Annotated in this window: 17 protein-coding genes; 14 read left to right on the plus strand and 3 right to left on the minus strand. The window is 71.1% G+C overall.

Going from position 1 to position 21,482, the window contains the following annotated elements:
- Positions 1 to 280: 280 nt before the first annotated feature.
- The 3 genes from ACH35V_RS04150 (at position 281) to ACH35V_RS04160 (ending at position 4,227) form a co-directional block, all read left to right on the plus strand.
- Positions 281 to 811, plus strand: a complete 531-nt coding sequence (locus ACH35V_RS04150) for a DUF5994 family protein (RefSeq protein WP_395970166.1) — start codon at positions 281 to 283, stop codon at positions 809 to 811.
- Positions 812 to 1,146: 335 nt separating this feature from the next.
- Complete coding sequence (locus tag ACH35V_RS04155) at positions 1,147 to 2,841, plus strand: SpoIIE family protein phosphatase (RefSeq protein ID WP_395970167.1); 1,695 nt, start codon at positions 1,147 to 1,149, stop codon at positions 2,839 to 2,841.
- Between the two features lie 192 nt (positions 2,842 to 3,033).
- Entirely contained in the window at positions 3,034 to 4,227 is a 1,194-nt protein-coding gene (locus ACH35V_RS04160) for a N(5)-(carboxyethyl)ornithine synthase (protein WP_395970168.1), read from the plus strand.
- Positions 4,228 to 4,268: 41 nt separating this feature from the next.
- Here ACH35V_RS04160 and ACH35V_RS04165 read toward each other — a convergent pair whose 3' ends face one another.
- Both ACH35V_RS04165 and ACH35V_RS04170 read right to left on the minus strand, forming a co-directional pair.
- Positions 4,269 to 5,123 carry an NAD(P)H-binding protein gene (locus tag ACH35V_RS04165; RefSeq protein WP_395970169.1) on the minus strand — a complete coding sequence of 285 codons (855 nt, stop codon included), beginning with the start codon at positions 5,121 to 5,123 and terminating at the stop codon, positions 4,269 to 4,271.
- Positions 5,124 to 5,218: 95 nt separating this feature from the next.
- Entirely contained in the window at positions 5,219 to 6,151 is a 933-nt protein-coding gene (locus ACH35V_RS04170) for an NADP-dependent oxidoreductase (RefSeq protein ID WP_395970170.1), read from the minus strand.
- A gap of 99 nt (positions 6,152 to 6,250) precedes the next feature.
- On the opposite strand from ACH35V_RS04170, the gene ACH35V_RS04175 reads away from it, so the two are divergent.
- The 5 genes from ACH35V_RS04175 (at position 6,251) to ACH35V_RS04195 (ending at position 11,549) form a co-directional block, all read left to right on the plus strand.
- On the plus strand, positions 6,251 to 6,952 hold the full coding sequence (locus ACH35V_RS04175; RefSeq protein WP_395970171.1) for a TetR/AcrR family transcriptional regulator: 702 nt from the start codon (positions 6,251 to 6,253) through the stop codon (positions 6,950 to 6,952).
- A gap of 345 nt (positions 6,953 to 7,297) precedes the next feature.
- The gene (locus ACH35V_RS04180; RefSeq protein WP_395970172.1) at positions 7,298 to 8,590 is read left to right on the plus strand and encodes an ATP-grasp domain-containing protein; all 1,293 of its coding nucleotides are present in this window, start codon (positions 7,298 to 7,300) and stop codon (positions 8,588 to 8,590) included.
- A gap of 39 nt (positions 8,591 to 8,629) precedes the next feature.
- Positions 8,630 to 9,340: a 2OG-Fe dioxygenase family protein gene (locus ACH35V_RS04185; protein WP_395970173.1), complete on the plus strand. Its 711-nt coding sequence runs from the start codon at positions 8,630 to 8,632 to the stop codon at positions 9,338 to 9,340.
- Positions 9,337 to 10,695, plus strand: coding sequence for a diaminopimelate decarboxylase family protein (locus tag ACH35V_RS04190; RefSeq protein WP_395970174.1), 1,359 nt, complete (start codon positions 9,337 to 9,339; stop codon positions 10,693 to 10,695). The genes ACH35V_RS04185 and ACH35V_RS04190 overlap by 4 nt, the downstream gene beginning before the upstream one ends.
- Before the next feature lie 77 nt (positions 10,696 to 10,772).
- Positions 10,773 to 11,549, plus strand: coding sequence for a hypothetical protein (locus ACH35V_RS04195; protein ID WP_395970175.1), 777 nt, complete (start codon positions 10,773 to 10,775; stop codon positions 11,547 to 11,549).
- A 5-nt stretch (positions 11,550 to 11,554) separates the two neighbouring features.
- On the opposite strand, the gene ACH35V_RS04200 is transcribed toward ACH35V_RS04195, so the two are convergent.
- Positions 11,555 to 12,955 (minus strand): glutamine synthetase, encoded by a 1,401-nt coding sequence (locus ACH35V_RS04200; RefSeq protein ID WP_395970176.1) that lies wholly within the window; start codon positions 12,953 to 12,955, stop codon positions 11,555 to 11,557.
- A 290-nt stretch (positions 12,956 to 13,245) separates the two neighbouring features.
- Between ACH35V_RS04200 and ACH35V_RS04205 the strand changes: the two genes are divergently transcribed.
- The 6 genes from ACH35V_RS04205 to ACH35V_RS04230 are packed head-to-tail and all read left to right on the plus strand — an operon-like array spanning position 13,246 to position 21,448.
- Positions 13,246 to 14,832 (plus strand): class I adenylate-forming enzyme family protein, encoded by a 1,587-nt coding sequence (locus ACH35V_RS04205; protein ID WP_395970177.1) that lies wholly within the window; start codon positions 13,246 to 13,248, stop codon positions 14,830 to 14,832.
- A complete protein-coding gene (locus tag ACH35V_RS04210) occupies positions 14,829 to 17,510 on the plus strand; it encodes a family 78 glycoside hydrolase catalytic domain (protein ID WP_395970178.1) in 2,682 nt (893 codons plus the stop codon). Before ACH35V_RS04205 ends, ACH35V_RS04210 begins: the two co-directional genes overlap by 4 nt.
- Complete coding sequence (locus ACH35V_RS04215) at positions 17,507 to 18,502, plus strand: ABC transporter permease (protein ID WP_395970179.1); 996 nt, start codon at positions 17,507 to 17,509, stop codon at positions 18,500 to 18,502. The genes ACH35V_RS04210 and ACH35V_RS04215 overlap by 4 nt, the downstream gene beginning before the upstream one ends.
- Complete coding sequence (locus ACH35V_RS04220; protein WP_395970180.1) at positions 18,499 to 19,389, plus strand: ABC transporter permease; 891 nt, start codon at positions 18,499 to 18,501, stop codon at positions 19,387 to 19,389. The genes ACH35V_RS04215 and ACH35V_RS04220 overlap by 4 nt, the downstream gene beginning before the upstream one ends.
- Positions 19,386 to 20,441, plus strand: a complete 1,056-nt coding sequence (locus tag ACH35V_RS04225) for an ABC transporter ATP-binding protein (protein ID WP_395970181.1) — start codon at positions 19,386 to 19,388, stop codon at positions 20,439 to 20,441. Before ACH35V_RS04220 ends, ACH35V_RS04225 begins: the two co-directional genes overlap by 4 nt.
- Positions 20,438 to 21,448, plus strand: a complete 1,011-nt coding sequence (locus ACH35V_RS04230) for an ABC transporter ATP-binding protein (RefSeq protein ID WP_395970182.1) — start codon at positions 20,438 to 20,440, stop codon at positions 21,446 to 21,448. The genes ACH35V_RS04225 and ACH35V_RS04230 overlap by 4 nt, the downstream gene beginning before the upstream one ends.
- The last annotated feature ends 34 nt before the right edge of the window (positions 21,449 to 21,482 follow it).

Consider the following 21,482-nt stretch of genomic DNA (forward strand, 5'->3'; position numbering starts at 1 on the left):
CCATACGCGAAACTCTTCAAACTCTGAAATCCGGGTCGGCTCCGTCCGGCCCTCTCCGACCCGTTCGGCCCCCGTCCGGCCCCATCCGGCTCCCGCGCGGCCCGCCCGCGAAAACCACACCCGTGAAGCGAACGAATCGGCGTCATCCCCGCCGAAGCTCGCGGGCTGCGGTGACATAGACTCGCCCCTGCCAGGGACCTTTCGAGCGCGGGCCGCCTTGCCGGCGTCGTTCCCGGCGACACACGTACCGGTTCCGTACGGACCGAGAATGGGGCCCTTCATGGCCCGTGACACCGCACCGCTCACCTTCCCACCCGGCACGACCACGGCCCCGCCCGGCGCACCCGGCACCACGACCGCCCCGTCCGGCACGACCGCGGCGTCCGAACTCAGGTCACCGCCCGCGCCGCGCCTGCGTCTGGCGCCCGGCCGTGCGGAACGCGGGGTCATGAACGGGGGCTGGTGGCCGCGATCCCGCGACACCGCCGCCGAACTCACCGAGCTGCTGACCGCCCTGGACATTCCGCAGGACGCGGCGGCCCGCGTGACCATCGACTTCAACGACTGGGACGACATCCCGCTCCGCATCACCGTCCTCGGACGCGAGGTCAGAGTGGGCTGGCTGGCCCACCGCGACCACATGGTCGCGCTCACCAGCGGCCGCGCCGACCCGATGCTGCTTCTGGTCATCCCGCCCGAGACGACGCCGGCGTCGGCGGAGGACGCCCTGGCCAGGTGCGCGGCCGAGATCGGTGACACGGAGCCGCAGGAGATCCTGGCCTCCTGCGACATCCCCGTCCGCCAGCGCTGAGCCGCTCGGCGGCTGACCCGCGTCCCGATGCCGCCCGCGGCCGGTGGCGAGCCGCACCGAAGCCCGAGTCGCACCGAAGCCCGCACTCGCCGCGTTCTCGGTCGAGCACGGAGGGCTGACCAGAGCCGACCAGGGCCGACCGTCTGACGGCATTCGTCCACGCGTGCCTCGGCCGCACCGCCCACCCGCCCCGGCCCGGCCCGGCGGGATCCGACGGTGCCGCTTCGACCAGAAGGGCCCCCGGCCACATCACCTTTCCGGGCGGACGACCTGGGCCGGGAGTGTTCGGGGTGAACCGAAGGGAATGAATCTGATGTCCGATCCGGGGGGTGAGGATGACCGGGCAGGTGGACGATCGACAGGCCACGACTCATGACCGTCTCGTGGAGGCGATGAACTCCGGGGTTCTCGCCACCGACGAGTCCGGCCGGATCACGGCCTGGAATCCGCGCGCGCAGCAGCTTCTCGGCTACACCCGCGACGAGGTGCTCGGACGGCCGATGCACCGGCTTCTGCACCGGGACGCCGACGGGCACGTCCCGCCGGAACGGGACTGCCGCTTCATGGACGCACTGCGCACCGGCGTCCCCGACCACGGGGACGGCCAGCGGTTCGCCCATCGCGACGGGCGGCTGGTGATGTGCTCCTGGTCGTCCGCTCCGATCTACGCCGGCGAGCAGGCCGCGACCGGACCGGCCGGGCTGGTCATCGTCTTCCAGGACGCCGCCGACCGGATCGCGGTCGAGCGCGAGCGGCGCGACCGGATGGCGCAGGTGCAGCGGGCCAATTCCCGGCTGACCCTGGTCGCCGAGATCACGACGGTGCTGTCGTCCACGCTGAACGAGGAGGAGCTGCTGCGGCGGCTCGTCCGGCTCGTGGTCCCCGCGCTGGGGGACTGGGCCGAGGTCGACCTGCTGATTCCCGACGGCCGCGTCGAGCGGGTGGCCGCGACGCACCACGAACTGTCGCCAGCCGACATCGCCGGGCTCGAGGGACCGCTTCCGCCTCTCCCGCGGATACCGCGCGGACCGCTGGCCCAGGTCCTGCGCGGGGGCTCCGCGGTCGTCGTCAGCGGCGACGACGGCGCCCGCTCCGACGAACCGCTGGCCGCCGCCCAGCACGAGCTCTTCCAGGTCATGGACGCCCAGAACGCGATCATCGCCCCGCTGGCGGCCCGGGGTGAGACCTACGGCGCGCTGACGCTGGGCTACTCCCGTCCCGGCCAGGTCTACGGACCGGGCGACAGGCTCGTCGTGGAGGACGTCGCGCGCCGCACCGGCCTCGTCCTGGCCAACGCCCGCCTGTACGCCGGGCAGCGCAACACGGCCGAGGCGATGCAGCGCAACCTGCTCGCGCCCCTGCCGCAGCCGGGCGATCTGCGGCTGGAGGCCCGGTACGTGCCGGCGACGCAGCTCAGCTCCGTCGGCGGCGACTGGTACGACGCCTTCATGCTGCCCGACGGCGCCACCGGGCTGGTCATCGGCGACATCGAGGGCCACGACCTGTCCGCCGCGGCCCGCATGGCCCAGGTCCGGAACATGCTCAGGGCCCTGGCGTGGGACATGGCCGAGCCGCCCAGCCGGGTGCTGGCACGCCTGGACGGAGTCATGGCCGCCGTCAGCGACGCCGACCTCGCCACCGCCGTTTTCGGCCGCGTCGAGGAAGATTCGGCCGGGCGATGGCACCTGCGCTGGTGCAACGCCGGCCATCCGCCGCCCCTGCTGATCACCCACGACGGCGGCACCCATTTCCTGGACGAGCACGGAACCCTGCTCGGCGACCCCGACCTCACCGGAACCCGCCCCGACGGCACCCGCGTCCTCCCGCCGTCCTCGACCCTCCTGCTCTACACCGACGGCCTCGTCGAAACCCGTGACTCCGACCTGTCCGACCGTCTCACCAGCCTCCGCCGCCACGCCTCCCACCTGGCTCAACTCCCGTTGCCCGACCTGTGCGACAAGCTCCTGGAGCGGGTGGAGCCCAGCGGCGAGGACGACGTCGCACTGCTGGCCCTCCGCATCCCCGGCTAATGCCCGCGCCGCCCATGCGTACACTGCGGGCGTCCGGCAAAGACGGCGCCGCGCTCGCGGTCGACCCGCACGCCGGCGACCCCGGCCGCCGGAGCGGCCCTCCTTCTCTGATCTTCGCAACCCGCCGGAACGTTTAAGACCGTACGTCCGGTGACGCCTTCTCGGACGCCACTTGTCAACGATCGGAGACTCATGCCCACCCCAAGCCCTGCCGGAGCGGACGCACCGAACGGCGGCGGAACGCCGACCGGCACGACGCTCGGAATCACCGCGCGATCGGGCAAGGAGAACGAGCGCCGGCAACCGATCCACCCGCTGCACCTCGACCGGCTCGACCCCGCGCTCCGCTCGCGCGTCTATCTCGAACGCGGATACGGCGAACGGTTCGGCGTCACGGACGAGGACCTGGAGCCGCAGGTCGCCGGGCTCCTGTCCCGCGAAGAGCTCATCGCCCGCTGCGACGTCGTCCTGATCCTCAAACCACAACCCGATGACCTCAAGCAGATGCGCCCCGGCCAGACCCTGTGGGGATGGCCGCACTGCGTCCAGGACCCGGAGATCACCCAGCTCGCCATCGACGGGCGGCTGACGCTCATCGCGTTCGAGGCGATGAACCACTGGACGTCCGACGGCGGGTTCGCCCTGCACGTCTTCCACAAGAACAACGAACTCGCCGGGTACTCCTCGGTGCTGCACGCCCTCGCCCTGACCGGCGGCACCGGGGCCTACGGACGGCGGCGGCGCGCCGCCGTCATCAGCTTCGGCGCGACCGGCCGCGGCGCGGTCACCGCCCTGAACGCGCACGGCGTCCACGATGTGGACGTCCTGACGCAGCGGGGCGTGAGCGCGGTCGCCTCACCGATCCACTCGGCCCAGATCGTCCATTTCGACCGCGATCCGGACGACCCGGCCCTCACCCGCGTCCTCACCGACGACGGCATGGTGCCGGCCGCCGCCTTCCTCGCCCAGCACGACATCATCGTCAACTGCGTCCTCCAGGACCCCGGCGCCCCGCTGATGTTCGCCACCGCCGCCGACCTGCCGCTCTTCCCCTCGGGCACCCTCGTCGTCGACGTGTCCTGCGACGCGGGGATGGGTTTCGAATGGGCCCGTCCGACCTCGTTCGACGACCCCATGTACACGGTCGGCGACAACGTCCGCCACTACGGCGTGGACCACAGCCCGTCCTACCTGTGGGACTCCGCGACCTGGGAGATCAGCGAGGCGCTGCTGCCCCATATGCACGCGGTCCTCGCCGACCCCTCCGCCCTGGAGACCGACACGATCATCGAGCGCGCCGTGGAGATCCGCGACGGCGTCGTCCAGAACCCCGAGATCCTGTCCTTCCAGCACCGCTCACCCACCTACCCGCACCCCCAGCTCTAACGGCCGGCCTGGTCGGGCGGGACGACACGTCGTCGGAGAAGTCAGACCCACGCCTTCATAGTTTCGGCGAGCGTCTCGGTCGGACGGCCGATAAGCCGGGCAAGGTCGCCGGGTGTGGGGGCCATGGCGCCGTCGCGCATGTCGGCGTTGAGGGTGACCAGGAAGCCCGCGGTGCCCTCGTCGAGGCCGGAGGCGAGGAGTTGCTCCCGTTCGGCCTCGGGGGTGAGCGCCTCGTAGCGGACGGGGCGGCCGAGCAGCTCTTGGACGGTGGCGGCGAACTCGTCGAAGTTCCAGGCGGTGTCGCCGGATAGTTCGTAGGCCTTGCCCTGGTGGCCGGGGGTGCTGAGCACGACGGCGGCGGCTTCTGCGAACTCGGCGCGTGGGGCGGTGGCGATGCGGCCGGGCCCGATGCCGTTGGCGATGACGCCGCGGTCGCGGGCGGCGGCGAAGTCCTGCAGGTGGTTCTCGGTGTACCAGCCGTTGCGCAGGAAGGTGGCGGGGATGCCGGAGGCGGTGATGAGTTCCTCGGTGGCCTTGTGGTCGGCGGCGAGCTCAAGGACGGTCGTCGGAGCCTGCAGACCCGAGGTGTACACCAGGTGGTTCACGCCGGCCCGGCGGGCGGCCTCGATGGCGTTGTCGTGCTGGGCCACGCGGGCGCCGATGTCGCCGAAGGAGATCAGGAGGAGCTTGTCGGCGCCGGTGAGGGCGGCGGCGGTGCCGGCGATGTCGTCCAGGTCGATGGCGGCGGTGCGCAGCCCGCGGCCGGCGAGCGCGGTGAGACGTTCGGTGCTGCGTCCAAGGGCGAGGATGTCGTCCGCAGGGACGCGGTGCTGGAGGAGGGCGTCGACGGTGTGACCGCCGAGCCGGCCCGTCGCGCCGATGATCGCGATGGTCATGAAGGCTTCCTCGTGGGATTTCAGTTGCTGATGGCGGGTGCTCTCGGGGACGACGAACCGTGTTTGGAGAGAGGTCCGGATCGGATTGGATCGGGTCAGGAGCAGGTGACGGCGATCTTGCCGAGGGTTCCGGCGCCGAACGCGGCGAACGCCTCGTCGGCCCGCTCCAGCGGGTAGGTCGCGGTGACCGGGACCCGCAGCGTCCCGGCGGCGGCCTGCTCGGCCAGCGCGGTCAGGGTCCGGCCGTTGGGGTCGGCCATGATCGGGTGGACGGTGACGCCGTCCACCGCGTCCGGGGACAGCCCGAGCGTGGAGGCGATCCGGCCGCCCTCGCCCAGCAGGCCCGCGAGCTGGACGCCGTCGCCCGCCAGGTGCAGCACCACGTCCACGCCCTCGGGAGCGATGGCGCGGACCTGCCCCTCCAGGTCGCCGGTGTAGTCGACCACCTGAACCCCGCCGCCGGTGAGCCCCGTCACGAAGTCGGCCTCCGTGCCCGGACGAGCAGTGGCGATGACGTGGGCGCCGCGGGCAGCGGCCAACTGCACCGCCAGCGCACCGACCCCACCCGTCGCGCCGGACACCAGCACGGTGTCGCCCTGGCCCACCTTGGCGGCGTCGAGACTGTCCAGAGCGGCGGTCCCGGCCAGGCCGAGCGCGCCGGCGTCCTGGAACGACAGGCCCTCGGGGACGTGGACAATTCCGTAGGCGGCGGGCACGGTCGCGTACTTCGCCAGCGAACCGACCTGCAGGACGGGCTTCATCACCACCCCGAACACCCGGTCGCCCACCGCGAACCCGTCCACGCCCTCGCCGAGCCCGGCGACCGTCCCGGCGAAGTCCTTGCCCAGCACCAGCGGGAACCGGTGCTCCATCATCTCCCGCACATACCCGGCGGCCACCGACAGGTCGAACCCGTTCACCGATGCCGACGCCACCTCCACCAGCACCTCACCGGCCTCAGGACGCGGCGCCTCCACGTCCCCGACCTGCGGGGTCGCCGGAACACTCTCGACTGCCACAGCACGCATACGATCTCCCAACATGAACTGGAACGGCCTTCCCGTTTCTGCTTCACCCACCCTAACCACATAAGTGGGAAGGTTGTTCCACTTGAGTAGGCTGGGGGCATGACGTCCGCGAACAACCCCCAAGCCGACGAGCCCGCGCCGGGGTCAGATCAACGCCCCGGGCCGGGGCTGCGGGCCGACGCCGAACGCAACCGCGACCGGATCCTGGCCGCCGCCCGACACCTCTACGCCCGCGAAGGGCTCGGCGTCTCCATGGCGGCGGTCGCCCGCGAGGCCGGCGTCGGCAAGGCCACGCTGTCGCGCCGCTTCGCCACCCGCGAAGACCTCATCACCGCCGTCTTCGCCGACCGCATGGACGCCTACGCCACCGCCGTCGCCGACGCCCTCGCCGACCCCGACCCCTGGCACGGCTTCACCCGCTACATCCACGCCGTCTGCGCCATGCAGGCCGCCGACCGCGGCTTCGCCGACGTCCTCACGATGACCTTCCCCACCGCCAAAACCCTGGAAGCCCGCCGCGCCCAGGCCTACAACGACTTCCTCGAACTCATCGCCCGCGCCAAGGGCACCGGACACCTGCGCGACGACTTCACCGACCGCGACCTGCCCATCCTCCTCATGGCCAACGCCGGCGTCATCGCCGCCACCGCCGACGCCGCCCCCGACGCCTGGCAACGCCTGACCGGCCACATGCTCCGCTCCTACGCCACCCCCGGCGCCCCCCTCCCACCCCTGCCGGACGCCCCCGAACCCCGCGCCCTGTACCGCGCCATGATCCGCATCACCCGCCCCGCCCCCTGACCACGGCCACGGGCGATCAAGTCACCGGCTGGGGCCCTTCTGCCGGCTCTGGTCGTGGGACCGAAAAGTGCGGTACTGCGGGCGTGGACGGCCTCGGTGAGGTCAGCAAAGAATTCCCAATACAGTCCATCCGTTCTGCGATCTTCTTGCTGATGATCTGCCTCTTCGTCTGCTGCATCACGACGATCGCGAGGACGCCTAGTGTGAGCGGATCGCAAACTTTCCCTATTTGGACATGCTCGGGTGCGTATTGAGGTGATTGTCGCGCAAGGCTCCTCCTTGACTGGAATCCTTGCCAGATCTTTCATAGTGTGTTCTCATGTTGCTCAGTGTCACCATCATCATGTGATCGCCTCTGCCGTCGGGAGGGCGGGACGATTGGAACGTCGCGACACGCCAACGCTAGTAGTGGTCGAGGCGCAACTGACGCCCGAGGGAATTCTGTGGCCTGTCGTGGCGGCGGAACTCGGCCTCGCCACCGTCTTCCTAACGAATGATCTTCAGCGCTATGAGAAACTTCCCCGGTACGCTGACGTTTTCGATAGAGATGATGTTCTGGCCATGACGGCCGATACCAATTCAAGGTCGGCGGTCGTCGAAACGGTGCGGAGCATCTCCGAGTTTCGGGACGTCCGGGGAATATATACGCAGTGCGACTACAATCTTCCACTGGTCGCCGAGGCTGCGGGGGAACTCGGCTTGCCGGGCTTGAGCCCGCACGCCGCCGCCCTGGCCCGCAACAAGTTGCTCACTCGCGAGGCTTGCCGCGACGCGGGGGTGCCAGCTCCGGATTTCATGCAGGTCATCAGCGCCGAGCAGGCGGTGGCGTTCGCTGAGAAGGTCGGCTTTCCCTGCGTGGTCAAACCGATGACGGAGTCGGCCAGCACCGATGTGGCGCTAGGCCGTGACCCGGGTGAGGTCGCGCGGCTGTTCGAGAGAATCGCCGCCCAGCGGCAGGACCGGCGCGGTCAGGCCCGGCCGTCGGGCGCGTTGGTCGAGGAATACTGCCCCGGCTATGAGGTCAGCGTCGAGACGTTCACGGTCGACGGGCACATCACCGTGCTGGGTGTCGTCGACAAGTCAGTGAGCGCGCATCCGTATTTCGCCGAGATCGGCCAAGTCTTCCCCAGCCTGCTGCCCGATCGCGTCACCGCGGAATTGGCCGGCACGGCGGTGGCGGGGCTGCGCGCCATCGGACACCATTTCGGCGCCGCGCACACCGAGGTCCGCATGACCGGAAACGGGCCGCGCCTCATCGAGATCAATGCGCGCCTGGCAGGCGAGGACATTCCCGAGCTCGTGGACGCGGCGCTGGGACTGGCGACTCGTCGGCAGGCATTGGCAATGCATGTGGGCCAGAAGCCCGATCTCACCATTTCCGAGCGGCGGGGCGCCGCCACCCGAAAGATCACCTTTCCGGTGGCCGGGACGATTCGGCGAGTCGACGGGCTCGACGCGGCACGCAGCGCTCCAGGCGTCGTGGAGGTAGTCCTCATGGTCGGGGAAGGCGACAGCGTGGCCGCCCTCGTAAGCAATCACGAGTTGTATGGGCAAGTGCGTACGGAGGCTTCCAGCGCGGGCGAGGCGCTGCGGCTCGCGGAGGCGGCCTTCAATCAGATCTCGTTCCTTGTTGACTGACCAAAGCCCCTGCCGTCGGACGAGGTAAGGAGCACGAGCGTGGGCTCTTTCATCCACACCGGAGACAACTACAAGGTCATCGACATTCCTCGGCCGGACCCAAGGGTTCTCAGTGAGTTCGGCCGTCTCCCTATGGATCCCTACGCCGGAGGAAAACAGCGCTATCGCCGCTTCTCCCAGTACAAGATGACATGGGACGAAGCCGCGGACGGGTGGGGACTGGAAGTGCTGAAGCACCGTCCATTCCTGCAGTCCCCGGAGGTCAATTCCTACGTCGGTGGAGTGCAGCGGAATTTCGAACCGCTGCGAATCGACCCCACCCCGCAGATCGACGCGGGCGCCAAGGCGCTCGCGCTGGACGAACACGACGCCTGGCAGATCAACGTCCACCAGTGCAGGGTCGTCACCAATGCCGAAGTACACGGCGTCTCGGTGCCCGAGGGCCCGCACCGCGACGGCCACGAGTACGGCATGCTCGCCGTCTTCGCGCGCGAGAACATCGGCGGCGGGGAGAACCAGCTCATGCCGACCGGTGGCGGTGAACCGTTCTTCGCCGTCACGCTCCAGGTGAACCAGGCGCTGGTCTACGACGACGCCGCCATGTGGCATTACGCCACCGACATCGTCCCGCGCGACGAGTCCGGCGGCCACCGCGACCTGTGGATCGTCGCGTTCAACCGGTGGGCGAATCGCAAGTACGGCCCAGAGTTCGAACGCCTGGCCACGGCGACCGGGAAAGGTGCTCGATGACAGTGGCCGAAGGAGTCGTTCCCGGCTTCTCCGACATCGACCTCAGGACGCTCGGGGACCAGTTCGGCACCCCGCTGTACGTCGTGTCCCTCGACCGCCTGCGCGATAATGCCGCCGCACTTGCAACCAGTCTGAAACCGGCCGCAGTGCAGCTGCTCTACTCGCTGAAGACCAACTACCTGCCCGCCGTCATCACCACGCTGGCGGCCGAGGGCCTCGGCGTGGACGTCGTGTCGGGCTATGAACTCCGCACGGCCCTGGATTGCGGGCTGCCCGGCGAGCGGATCGTCTTCAACGGCCCGGTCAAGACCGAAGAAGAATTGGCCGAAGCGGTACGGCACGGAGTCTTCGTCAACATCGACGGCGTCGAGGAGATACCCGTACTGGCCCGGCTCGCCGCCCGGCGGGGGAGGGAGCCGCTCCCGGTCGGCCTGCGGGCGTACCCACCGCACAATGTCTTCGCCGAACCTGGCGGGCCGGTCGAACGCGCACTGCCGTCGAAGTTCGGCTGGCCGATCGCGGACGGCGCCGCGGACGAGGTCGCCGAGAAGATCATGGCCGAGCCCGCGCTTCGGCTGACCGGCGTGCACTGCCATCTCGGGTCCCAGATCGTCCGGACCGGGAACTTGCTGGCGGCGCTCGATGCCCTGTGCGCCTGGGCCGCGCGGTTGCGGACCCGCACGGAGCTGACCGTTCTCAACATCGGCGGCGGGTTCGGCGTCGACGGCATCCACCGGATACCCGGCGCGGTCGCGTCGCTCAGCGAGGTACGGGCGGGCGGGCAGGCCGACCCGTCCGCCCAACGGCCGCGCTTCGACCTCGACCTGTTCGCCCAGGGACTCACCGAGACGCTGCGCCGTCACCACCTCGGCGACCTCGCCGTGTTCGCCGAGCCGGGCCGCGCGCTGGTCTCCGCGGCAGGAGTCCTGCTGACCCGGATGGTCGGCGAAAAGGACCTCGGCGACCACCGCTGGATCCTGCTGGACGGCGGGCTCAACCTGCTGCCGACCGCCGGCGTCGCCGAGGCGCATTCCTTCACCGCGCTCGTCTCGGACTCCGGCCGCCTGCGGCCGTGCCTCGTCGGTGGGCCGCTCTGCTACGAGGGCGACGTCTTCGGCGTCGACATCGACCTGCCGGAAACGCTCGAGGTCGGGGACTACGTCGCCGTCCAGGACGCCGGCGCCTACGGGTTCTCCCGCGCCACCAGCTTCAACCGGCTCCGTCCGGCGACGGTGACGGTGTCCGGGCGGACCGCCGAGCTCGCCTGGCGGGCCGAGACCCATGAAGACCTGATGAGCCCGGCGGTACCGATCCGTGCGGCCCGCTCGACCGTCCAGAGGGGACGCGCATTGTGAGTGACAATTCCCGCACCTTGCGGCAACGATCGCCGGGAGGTGACGCAGACCCGATCCGAAGCAGGGTGCCCGTCCAATTGAGTTCGGACGAGATGGCCGCGCCCGCGGTCGCGCTGTGGGCCGTGCCTCGCTCGGTGTCCACCGCCCTGGAAAAGAGCCTGTCACAGCATCCGGACGTCGAACCCGTCCACGAGCCATTCACCGACTGCTACTACTTCAGCGATCAACGCCGGAGCGACCGGTACGGCGATCAGCCGCACAAGCGGTCGTACGGAATGCCCGACGTCCATACACAACTGCAGGCGATTACCGCTCCCATCCCGCTCATCAAGGACCTCTGCTTCCAAGCCGAGCCGTACGTGCCCAGCGACCGCCTCGCTACCTGGACCAACATTTTCGTGGTTCGCCACCCAGCCCGAGTATGGCTTTCACTCAGTCGGCTCAAGCCCGACTTCACCGAGGACGAGTTCGGCTTCACCGCACTGAACCGGATGTGGACAAGGGTTGTGGAGGAACTGGGGCACCCCGGCCGGATTGTGGAGGGTGACCGCTTCCGGCTGCAGCCCAGGCGCGTCCTCTTCGACCTGTGCCACTGGCTGGGCTTGAGCTTTGACGCCCACATGACGAACTGGATCGACGGCAGAATCAGGCAGTGGTCACCGGACGAGCGCGACTCCCAGCAGAAATGGCATCGGGTACTCGAAGGCAGCCGCGGTGTCCTGCCTCCCGACCCCGAGTTGCCGCCGGACTGGGAGCCGATTGAGCCGGATCCGCTGCGGAGACGCATATACGACCAGGCGGTCGAAGTTCACGACCACATCATGCGTCTCGCACAGGTAGCCGGAGCGGCATAACCGTCTCAGTACTTCCACCGGACCCGCGAGACGATCTCCTCTGCACTGCATCCGTCGAACAAAGCAACCTCGCCTCGACGCACGACACAAATCGTATCGATCATCGCCTCACCCAGCGCCGCGCTCAGCACATCATCGCTCTCCAGCGCTTGAACGGCCTCCTCCAATGAGGACGGAAGCGCGGCAACGCAGTCCTCGCCATTCAGCTTCGCCGGATTCACGTCGACGGGCTTCGGGAGCGCGGCATTCTCGACGAGTCCGGCGTGGCCCGCGGCGAGCACGCCCGCCATCGCGAGATACGGGTTGGCCGCACCGTCGAAACTCTTGATCTCGAAGTTGGCCGTCTGCGCCCGTCCCCCGGCCGCCCCGGTCACGAACCTGAGCGCCGCCTCGCGGTTCTCCCACCCCCAGCAAGCGAAGGCGCCCGCCCAATGGAACGGGACCAGCCTCAAATAGCTGGCCACCGACGGCGCGCCGATCGCCAAAAGCGCGGGCAGCCGGGACAGGATTCCGGCGGCGAAACCTTCGCCGGACCGCGTGAGGCCGTACGGTCCGTCGCCTCCGGCCATCATGTTGTGACCGTCCCGCCAGAGGCTGATGTGCACATGCGCGCCGTTGCCGATGCCCTCTGTGACGAACATCGGCGAAAAACTCGCGCGCAGCCCATGACGGTGGCTGACCGCACGGATCGTCTCGCGCACCAGGACCGCGGTGTCGGCGGCGCTGACCGGATCCGCGGCCGCGACCGATATCTCGTATTGCCCTGCCGCATATTCGGGATGAATCTGATCCACCGAGATACCTGTCGCGGTCACCGCATCCAGCACATCCCGCAGATAGTCCGACCGCTCCATAAGGCGCGTCATCCCATAGGCGGGACCGGTGGACGCGGGTACGAAATCGTCACCTGGACCGACAGAAACCGACCATTCAATCTCAAACGCCGCGCGTACGCTGTAACCATCGGCGGCGAGGCGGGCAACGGCACGACGCGCCAGTCCACGGGCGTCCTGCGGATGCCGCCCGCCTTCCAGGTCGAACCGATCCGCGGGCGCCCAGGCCCACCCCGGAAGCGCGGCCAGCACCACCAGCTTGTCCAGATCGGGATGCAGGCGCAGGTCACCTACCGGACCACCACAAAAGCGGCCCTTCAAGATCGAGTCATCGACCATACAGGCGTCAAATGACGGCGACATGCCGACCCCCCAGGCGGCGGCGTGCTCAAGCCGACTCCGCGGCACCGCCTTGATTCTGGTGATACCCCCGGTATCGACCCACGTGATAACAACTCCACTCACCCGACGCGCGACAAGCCCTTCGGCCGCACGCCGCCCAACTTCGGCACGCCGCGACCGTTCACCCGCATCCATCGAGTCAACTCCACCCTGCACCACACCCCCGCCCATACCCCGCACGGCACCACGCCGACCCCTGCATGCCGCTCGATCCCCTCGCAGCAGCCACCCTGGCAGCGCCGCCCCGGCACCCGGGCACCCTCGGTAGTTCACATACCTGAACTTATGTTCTCCTACTTGACATGCTGTGGCTGATATCTGAGCATCTCCGTAGTTGGCCGAATGCGATTCCACGGCCACTCCCGCTGGCCGGTGACCCAGACACGTTTCAGGGAGTCTCTGATGTCCGATACGACGCCGCGCCGGACGCGTCCGCGGAAGATGCGGCGGAGCCAAGGACGATGACTCTCCTGCAGGCCTGGGCGCAAGCCGTCCGCCGAGAACCCGGCGCCCCCGCGCTCACCTACTTCGATCGCACGCTCGATCGCGGTGAGGTGGAGGCGCAGGCGGCGGCGTTCGCGGCGGCGCTCCTGGCGCGCGGGTTCGGTCACGGCGACCGGCTGGCGGTCTGCCTGCAGAACGTGCCGCAGTTCGTCGTGGCGGCGCTGGCCGCCTGGCGGATCGGCGCGGTGGTCGTCCCGGTCAACCCGATGTACCGGACGCGGGAGCTCCACCACGTTCTCGCGGATTCGGGCGCCCGCGCGCTGGTGTGCCTGGAACGTTCCCACGGCCTGGCCGAGGCGGCGCTGCCGGACACCGCGGTCGAGTTCGTCGTGACGACCTCCGAGCTCGACCACCAGTCCGCCGATGACCGGAGGCTGCTCGCCGACAGTGCCCGGCAGGCGCATCCGGGCGCCGACGACATGGCGGAGCTGATCGCCCGGTACGCGCCCGGCACCCCCGGCTCGCCGCTCGCCGAGGACGATCTCGCGTTGCTCGTCTACACGTCCGGCACGACCGGGCCCCCCAAAGGCGCGATGACCACGCACGCCAACCTGGCCTTCGGCGCGGCGGTCTACCGCGACCGCGCCGGGGTCGGGCCGGGGGACGTCGTGCTCGGCATGGCGCCGCTCTGCCACATCACCGGCCTCGTCGGGCATCTGGCGGTGGCGCTGCTGGCCCCGGCCGAGCTGGTGCTGACCTACCGCTTCCACCCGGAGGTGGCCCTGGAGGCGTTCGAGCGCCGGTCGGTCACCTTCACCATCGCGGCGATCACGGCGTACAAGGCGATCATGGCGCTGCCGGCGGCGGAGCCCGCGCGGTTCAGGTCGGTGAAGGCGCTCTACTCCGGCGGCGCCCCCATCGCCCCGGCGGTCGCCGAACGCGCCGCAGCCGTCTTCGGCCACCGGCTGCACAACGCCTACGGGCTCACCGAGTCCACGTCGATCACCCACATGACCCCGCTCGGGGCCGAGCACAGAGTCGCGGGAGCGCTGTCGGTCGGCCCGCCCGTGCCGGGCGTCGTCGCCCGCGTGGTCTCCGAGGACGGCCGCGAACCGCCTCCCGGGACGCCCGGCGAGCTGGTCATCGAAGGGCCCGGCGTGGTGGCCGGCTACTGGCGGAACCCCGAGGCGACCGGCGCGGGCCTGCCCGGTGGCGTGCTCCGCACCGGCGACGTCGCGTGGCTCGACGAGGACGGCTGGTGCTACGTGGTCGACCGCGCGAAGGACCAGATCAACGCCAGCGGGTTCAAGGTCTGGCCGCGCGAGGTGGAGGACGCGCTGCAGGAGCACGCGGCGGTGCGGGAGGCGGCGGTGGTCGGCGTCCCCGACGACTACCGCGGCGAGACGGTCAAGGGCTACGTCGTGCTGCACGCGGGCGCGCGGGCGACGCCGGAGGAGCTCATCAGCTTCGTCCGGCAGGCGCTGGCCGCCTACAAGTGCCCGCGCGCCGTGGAGATCGTGACCGACCTGCCCAGGACGGCGAGCGGGAAGATCCTGCGCCGCGCCCTGCGGGACACCGGTGAACGGAAGGGAGCGCCATCGTGAACGGCCGGGACGGAGTCGAACTGCGGAGCCTGCGGGCCGGTCATCGGGTCGATCCGCTCGGGCTGCCCCCGCGCGGGCCGCTGCTGTCGTGGACGACCGCCGGCACGGGAACGCTCGACCTCGGCCGGGGATATGAGGTGACGGTCGGGTCCGATCCCGGGCTCGCCGAGCCGATCTGGCAGCGGCGCGGGCTCACCGTTCCCCGGACGGTCTACGACGGGGAGCGCCTCGGCTCGCGGGCGCGCCGGTATTGGCGCGTGGCCGCGACCACCACCGGTGGCGGGCGGGTCATGAGCGAGACGGCGTCCTTCGAGGTCGGCCTGGCGGAACCCGCCGATTGGGAGGCGTCCTGGATCGCGGGGCCGCTGCTGCCGCACCGGCGCGAGAGCTATGACCCGTGCCCGTATCTGCGCACGGAGTTCACCCTGGAGGATGCTCCGGCGCACGCCCGCCTGTACGCGACAGCGCTCGGTCTGTACCGCGTCTGGGTGAACGGCACCGAGGTCACGGAAGACGCGCTGCTGCGTCCAGGCTGGACTGATTACGGCATCCGCGTGCACCACCAGACCTTCGACTGCACCGGCCTCTTCCGGAAGGGGCCGAACACCATCGCGGTCGCGCTGGCCAAGGGATGGTACGCGGGACGGGTCGGGCTCGTCCGGGAGCCGGGCCTCTACGGGGACCGCCCGGCGTTCCTCGCCCAAGCCGAGATCGTGACGGGCGGCGGCGGGGTCCGCCGGGTCGTGTCGGACGGTTCCTGGCGGGCCGGCCACGGCGCGCTGCTCGCCTCGGACATGCTGCGCGGCGAGACTCAGGACCGCCGGCTGGAGCCGGACGGCTGGCGGTCGGCGGGGTTCGACGACCGCGGCTGGACGGCCGCCGAGGTGGTCGGCCCGCCGGACGCCGAGATCGTCCCGCAGCCGCACGACTCGATCCGGGTGCACGAGGTGCACGCGGGACGGCTCGTCCACGAGCACGCCCGCGGCCCGGCGGTCTTCGACTTCGGGCAGAACCTCGTCGGCTGGACGCGGTTGGAGACCACCGCGGAGCCGTCCGTGGAGCTGATCGTCCGGCACGGCGAGATCCTCACCCCGGACAACCTGGTCTATCGCGACAACCTGCGCGGGGCCTTCCAGGAGGACCGCTACACGGTGGGCGATCACGGCCCGCACCGCCTGGAGACCGACTTCACCGTGCACGGTTTCCGGTACGCCGAGGTGTGGGGCCTGCCGACGGTCTCGCCGCACCTGGCGCTGAAGGTCCGCGACGACACGTCCGTCAGCGCCGTCTCCATCGAGACCGGGCACGACCGTTCCGGCGCGTTCGAATGCTCCGATGAGCGGCTCACCGCGCTGAGCAGCGCCGTCGAGTGGACGGTCCGCGACAACTTCCTGGAGGTCGCCACCGACTGCCCGCAGCGCGACGAGCGGCTCGGCTGGCTCGGGGACGCGGGGGTGATCGCCCCGACGGCCGCCTACCACTTCCACGTCGGCGCCTTCTACGCCAAGTTCGCCCAGGACGCGGCCGACGCCCAGACCGAGGATGGCGCGATCCGCTCCTACGTGCCCGTGGTCCCGCCGGGCCACCTCTCGCCGGGCGCGCCGGGCTGGGCCGACGGATACGTGCGGATCGTCCACCTCCTGCTGGAACGGTACGGCGACACGGTGACCGCGGAACGGCACTTCGACGCGATCGCCCGCTACCTCGCCCACGTCGACCGGAACAACCCGGACGGCATTCGGCGGGAGGCGGTCGGCGCGAACTTCGGCGACTGGCTGTCGATCCCGGAACGGCCCGGCGAGACGGTCCACCCCGGGTACGCCTACACGGGGGCCTTCTCGACCGCGCCGAAGGACGTGCACGCCACCGCGCACACCTACCGGTCCCACGTCCAGTTCGCCGAGATCGCTGCGCGGCTCGGCCGGACCGAGATCGCCGCGCGGCACGCCGAGCGGGCGGAGGAGATCCGGTCCGCGTACCTGAAGGCTTTCCTCACCTCCGACCGCACGATCGACGGCGCGACGCAGACCGTCTACGCGCAGGCCGTCGGCTTCGGGCTCGTCCGGGGCGAGGACGCCGTCGCCGTCGCGGGGCACCTGCGCGACCTCGTCGAACGGGTCGGGCACGTCACGACGGGCATCCACGGCGTCGAGCACGTCCTGCCGGTCCTGGCGCGGAACGGGCACGCCGACCTGGCCGGACGGCTCCTCCTGCGCGAGGAGATGCCGGGCTGGCTGCACATGATCCGCAAGGGCGGGACCACGATCTGGGAGAAGTGGGACGGCATCGCCGAGGACGGGACCCTGTCCACCGCCGAGATGAACTCCTTCAACCACTGCGCGCTCGGCGCTGTCGGCCGGTACCTGTTCGAGGACGTCGCCGGTCTCGACGCGTCCAGCACCGCGTGGGACGGCGTCGTGCGCGTCCGGCCGTCCTACCCCGAGGGGCTCGACTGGGCGAAGGCGACCTACGACAGCGCGGCCGGGACGGTGCGCTCTGCGTGGCGCCGCGAGGACGGCCGGATCGTGCACGAACTGGACCTGCCGCCCGCCGCCCGCGCCGAGGTGACCCCGCCCGACGGCCTGCGCCTCACGAACACCCCCGCGGGCGCCGCCGGTACGGCCGCGTTCGGGCCGGGGCGCCACACGCTCGTGCTGACCGCGGAGGGACGGTCATGAGCGCGCTCGCCGTGCCGGGATGGGCCCGGGCCGTCCTGCGCGTCGTCCGGCTCGTGGCGATCCTGCTGATCGTCGCCTCGCTGTGCTTCCTCAGCATGCAGCTCCTGCCGGGCGATCCCGCGCGGCAGATCCTCGGCCCCACCAACGCGACACCGGAGGCGGTGGCGGAGCTGCGCCACCAGCTCGGCCTCGACCGGCCGCTCGGCGCCCGCTTCGCCGACTGGGTCGGCGGCGTCCTCCAGGGAGACCTCGGGTCGTCCTACCGCACCGGCCAGAGCGTCACCGACATCATCGCCGAGCGGGTCCCGGTCACCGTCGAGCTGGTCGTGTTCAGCCAGCTCATCGCGCTCGCGCTCGCGGTGCCCGCGGCGATCGCGGCGGCCACCCGCCGCCGCACCGGAGTCGACCGCGGCATCAGCCTGTGGGTGTTCACGACCCTGTCGATGCCGAACTTCGTGATCGGCGTCCTGCTGATCTGGGTGCTGTCGGTCAGCCTCGGCTGGCTCCCGTCCAACGGGTACACGCCGTGGAGCGAGGATCCCGCCCGGCACCTGGCGAGCATGATCATGCCGTCCATCGCGCTGGCCGCCGCGCCGTTCGCGCTGTACCAGCGAGTGCTGCGCGCCGACCTGGTGGAGACGCTGAGCCGCGACTTCATGGCGGTGGCGCGGGCGAAGGGCGTGTCCCCGGCCCGGATCATCGTCCGGCACGCGCTGCGGCCGAGCCTGCTCGGGCTGAGCACCTCGGTCGGGGTCACGGTCGGCACGCTGATCGGCTCGACCGTCGTGGTGGAGTCGCTGTTCGGGCTCCCCGGGCTCGGCGCCGAGCTGGTCAGCGCGGTGCAGGGCCGCGACTACGTCGAGGTCCAGGGGATCGTCCTGGTGATCGCGGTGGCGTTCGTCCTGATCAACCGGCTGGTGGACGTGCTGTACGGCGTCCTCGACCCGAGGCTCGGCCCGGCCGGGACACCGGCCGCGGGAGGTGCGGGATGACCGTCCGGACAGGCATGCGCGGCATGGTGCGCCCGAACGCGCGCCCCGCCCCCGCGCGCAAGCGGCGCGCTCGCGCGGCCGGCGTCACGGACCTCCTGTCGGCCGGCTGGCTGGCGCTGCTCATCGCATCCATGCTGCTGCTCCCGACCCTGCTCGACCTCGACCCGCTCCGGCTGGACGCGACCGCCCGGCTGGCCGGGCCGTCGGCCGACCATCTGCTCGGCACCGACAACCTCGGCCGCGACCTGCTGGCCCGCGCGCTCGACGGGGCGCGGGTGTCGCTGCTGATCGGGCTCGGCTCCACGCTGATCTCCATCGTGATCGGCGTGCCCCTCGGAATGCTGGCCGCCTACGCGCGCGGCCCGGTGGACGCGGTCGTCTCGTTCGTGGTGGACGTGATCCTCGCGTTCCCGGGACTGGTGCTCGCGCTCGCGCTGACCGCCTTCCTCGGCGGATCCACCGGCAACGTCATGATCGCGATCACGCTGCCGATGATCCCGGTCTTCGTCCGGCTGGCCCGCGCGCAGACGCTGTCGGTCCTCGGCCGCGAGTTCGTCGAGGCGAGCCAGGTCATCGGCACGCCCGCGGCGGGGATCCTGCGGCGCGACGTGCTGCCCTCCATCGCCGAGGCGATCCTGGCGTTCGCGCTGGTCAACGTGGGCCGCGCGATCATCATCGAGGGCGGGCTGAGCTTCCTCGGGATCGGCGTCCCGCTGCCCCAGCCGACCTGGGGAACCATGATCAGCGAGGGCCGGCTGCACGTCGCGACGGACCCGCTGATGATCCTCGTCCCGTCGGCGTTCCTGATGTTCACCATCCTGAGCCTGAACCTGCTGTCCGACCGGTTCCTGGTCGACGACGGCACGACCGGGGGAGGCGCCGCATGAGCGAGCAGCGGACCGTGTCCACCGCGCCCACCGCGCCCGTCCGCACGGACGGGGACGTCCTCACCATCCGCGACCTGGTCGTGGAGTTCCCGACCCCCGCCGGGCCCGTCCGGGCCGTCGACGGCGTCAGCCTGCGGGTCGGGCACGGCGAGCGCGTCGGCATCGTCGGCGAGTCCGGCTCGGGCAAGAGCGTCCTGTCCCGGACGGCGCTCGGCCTGACCAGGCCGCGCGAGGCGCGGATCTCCGGCGAGGTGCTGATCGACGGCCGCCCCGTCCTGTCCCTGCCCGAACGCGGCCGCCGCGCGATCTGGGGACGCGTCGCCGCCATGGTCTTCCAGGACCCGCTCAGCTCCCTGCACCCGATCACACCGATCGGGGAGCAGGTCGCCGAGGCGGTGCGCCGCGTCCCCGGGGTGGGCCGCCGCGAGGCCGCGCGCCGCGCGGTCGAGCTGCTGGACCTCGTCGGCATCCCCAGGGCGGCGGAGCGGGCCGGGTCCCGCGCGCACGAGCTGTCCGGCGGGATGCGGCAGCGCGTGATGATCGCGATCGCGATGGCCGGGCGGCCGAAGCTGCTGTTCGCCGACGAGCCGACCACCGCGCTGGACGTCACCGTGCAGGCCCGCATCCTGGAGCTCTTCGACGAGCTGTGCCGCGAGTTCTCCATCGGCCTGGTCATGGTCAGCCACGACCTCGGCGTCATCGGCCGGCACACCGACCGGGTGGCGGTCATGTACGCGGGGCGCGTCGTGGAGACGGGCGCGGTCCGGGACGTCTTCGCGCGGCCCGCGATGCGCTACACGCGGGCGCTCATGGACGCGATTCCCCGCTGGGGCGGGGACCGCCAGGTCCTCCCGAGGCCGATCGGCGGGCTCCCGCCGAACCTGCTCGACCCGCCGCCCGGCTGCCGCTTCGCGCCCCGCTGCGCCGCGGCGCTGGACGAGTGCGCGGCCGACGCGCCGGCCCTGGCCGACCTGCCAGGCGACGACGGTCACCGCTTCGCGTGCTGGAACCCCGAGGACCATGCCGAGCCGGGAAGGGAGGCGGCGAAGTGACCGGCGACGAGGCGGTGCTGCGGCTCAGCCGCGGAAAGGTCGCCTTCCCCGGACGGGACGGGCGGCCGTTCGAGGCGGTGCGGGACGTGTCCCTCACCCTGCGCAAGGGCGAGATCCTGGGCCTGGTGGGGGAGTCGGGCTGCGGCAAGTCCACCACGGCCCGCGCCATGCTCGGGCTGCAGCCGCTCACCTCGGGCGCCCTTGAGCTGCGGGGACGTCCCGTCCGGCGAAGGGACCCGGCGCTGCGCTCGGCCGTGCAGGCGATCTTCCAGAACCCGGCGGGCTCGTTCAACCCCAAGCGGTCCCTGCTCGACTCGGTGATCGAGCCGCTGCGCGTGCACAAGCGCGGCTCCAAGGCCGAACGGCGCGAGCGGGCGCTCGCCGAGCTGGCGCGGGTCGGCATCACCGCGCAGCTGGCGGGACGGCGTCCCGGCGAGGTGTCCGGCGGGCAATGCCAGCGCGCGGCCATCGCCAGGGCCACCATCCTGCGGCCGGACGTGCTCATCTGCGACGAGCCCGTCTCGGCGCTGGACGTGTCCATCCAGGCGCAGATCCTGGAGCTGCTCGCCGAGCTGCGCGCCGAACAGGGCCTCACCATGCTGTTCATCTCGCACGACCTGTCGGTCGTGGCGTCGCTCTGCGACCGGACCGCCGTGATGTACGGCGGGACCGTCGTCGAGGAGGGCCCGACGCCGCGGGTGGCCGGGGCGCCGCTCCACCCGTACACCGTGATCCTGCACGACTCCGTCCCGTCGCCCGACCTGTGGGCCGAGGACGAGGTCCGGCTGCGGATGCGGCCGGGCGTCGGCGGGGACGGGCGGTCGCAGCCCGGCTGCCCGTTCGAGCCGCTGTGCCCGTCCGCGACGGACGTCTGCGCCTCCGAGCGCCCGGCGCCCGAACCCTCCGGCGGCGAGCACCGGGCCGCCTGCCACCACCCCTTCCAGGGTGTGGACGCGGCCGCCCCTGCGACACAGGCGGCCGATGCCTCGAAGGGCACCCCGACGTGATTCGCCCCCCGCACAACCCGGCCGCGCCCGGCGA

Origin of the sequence: Actinomadura sp. 1N219, assembly GCF_044326405.1 — a bacterium.
Lineage (GTDB): Bacteria > Actinomycetota > Actinomycetes > Streptosporangiales > Streptosporangiaceae > Spirillospora.

Coding starts and splice junctions, on each gene's coding strand:
- ACH35V_RS04150 (WP_395970166.1), top strand. CDS start 281: ATGGCCCGTGACACCGCACCGCTCACCTTCCCACCCGGCACGACCACG.
- ACH35V_RS04155 (WP_395970167.1), top strand. CDS start 1,147: ATGACCGGGCAGGTGGACGATCGACAGGCCACGACTCATGACCGTCTC.
- ACH35V_RS04160 (WP_395970168.1), top strand. CDS start 3,034: ATGCCCACCCCAAGCCCTGCCGGAGCGGACGCACCGAACGGCGGCGGA.
- ACH35V_RS04165 (WP_395970169.1), bottom strand. CDS start 5,123: ATGACCATCGCGATCATCGGCGCGACGGGCCGGCTCGGCGGTCACACC.
- ACH35V_RS04170 (WP_395970170.1), bottom strand. CDS start 6,151: ATGCGTGCTGTGGCAGTCGAGAGTGTTCCGGCGACCCCGCAGGTCGGG.
- ACH35V_RS04175 (WP_395970171.1), top strand. CDS start 6,251: ATGACGTCCGCGAACAACCCCCAAGCCGACGAGCCCGCGCCGGGGTCA.
- ACH35V_RS04190 (WP_395970174.1), top strand. CDS start 9,337: ATGACAGTGGCCGAAGGAGTCGTTCCCGGCTTCTCCGACATCGACCTC.
- ACH35V_RS04200 (WP_395970176.1), bottom strand. CDS start 12,955: ATGGGCGGGGGTGTGGTGCAGGGTGGAGTTGACTCGATGGATGCGGGT.
- ACH35V_RS04205 (WP_395970177.1), top strand. CDS start 13,246: ATGACTCTCCTGCAGGCCTGGGCGCAAGCCGTCCGCCGAGAACCCGGC.
- ACH35V_RS04215 (WP_395970179.1), top strand. CDS start 17,507: ATGAGCGCGCTCGCCGTGCCGGGATGGGCCCGGGCCGTCCTGCGCGTC.
- ACH35V_RS04220 (WP_395970180.1), top strand. CDS start 18,499: ATGACCGTCCGGACAGGCATGCGCGGCATGGTGCGCCCGAACGCGCGC.
- ACH35V_RS04225 (WP_395970181.1), top strand. CDS start 19,386: ATGAGCGAGCAGCGGACCGTGTCCACCGCGCCCACCGCGCCCGTCCGC.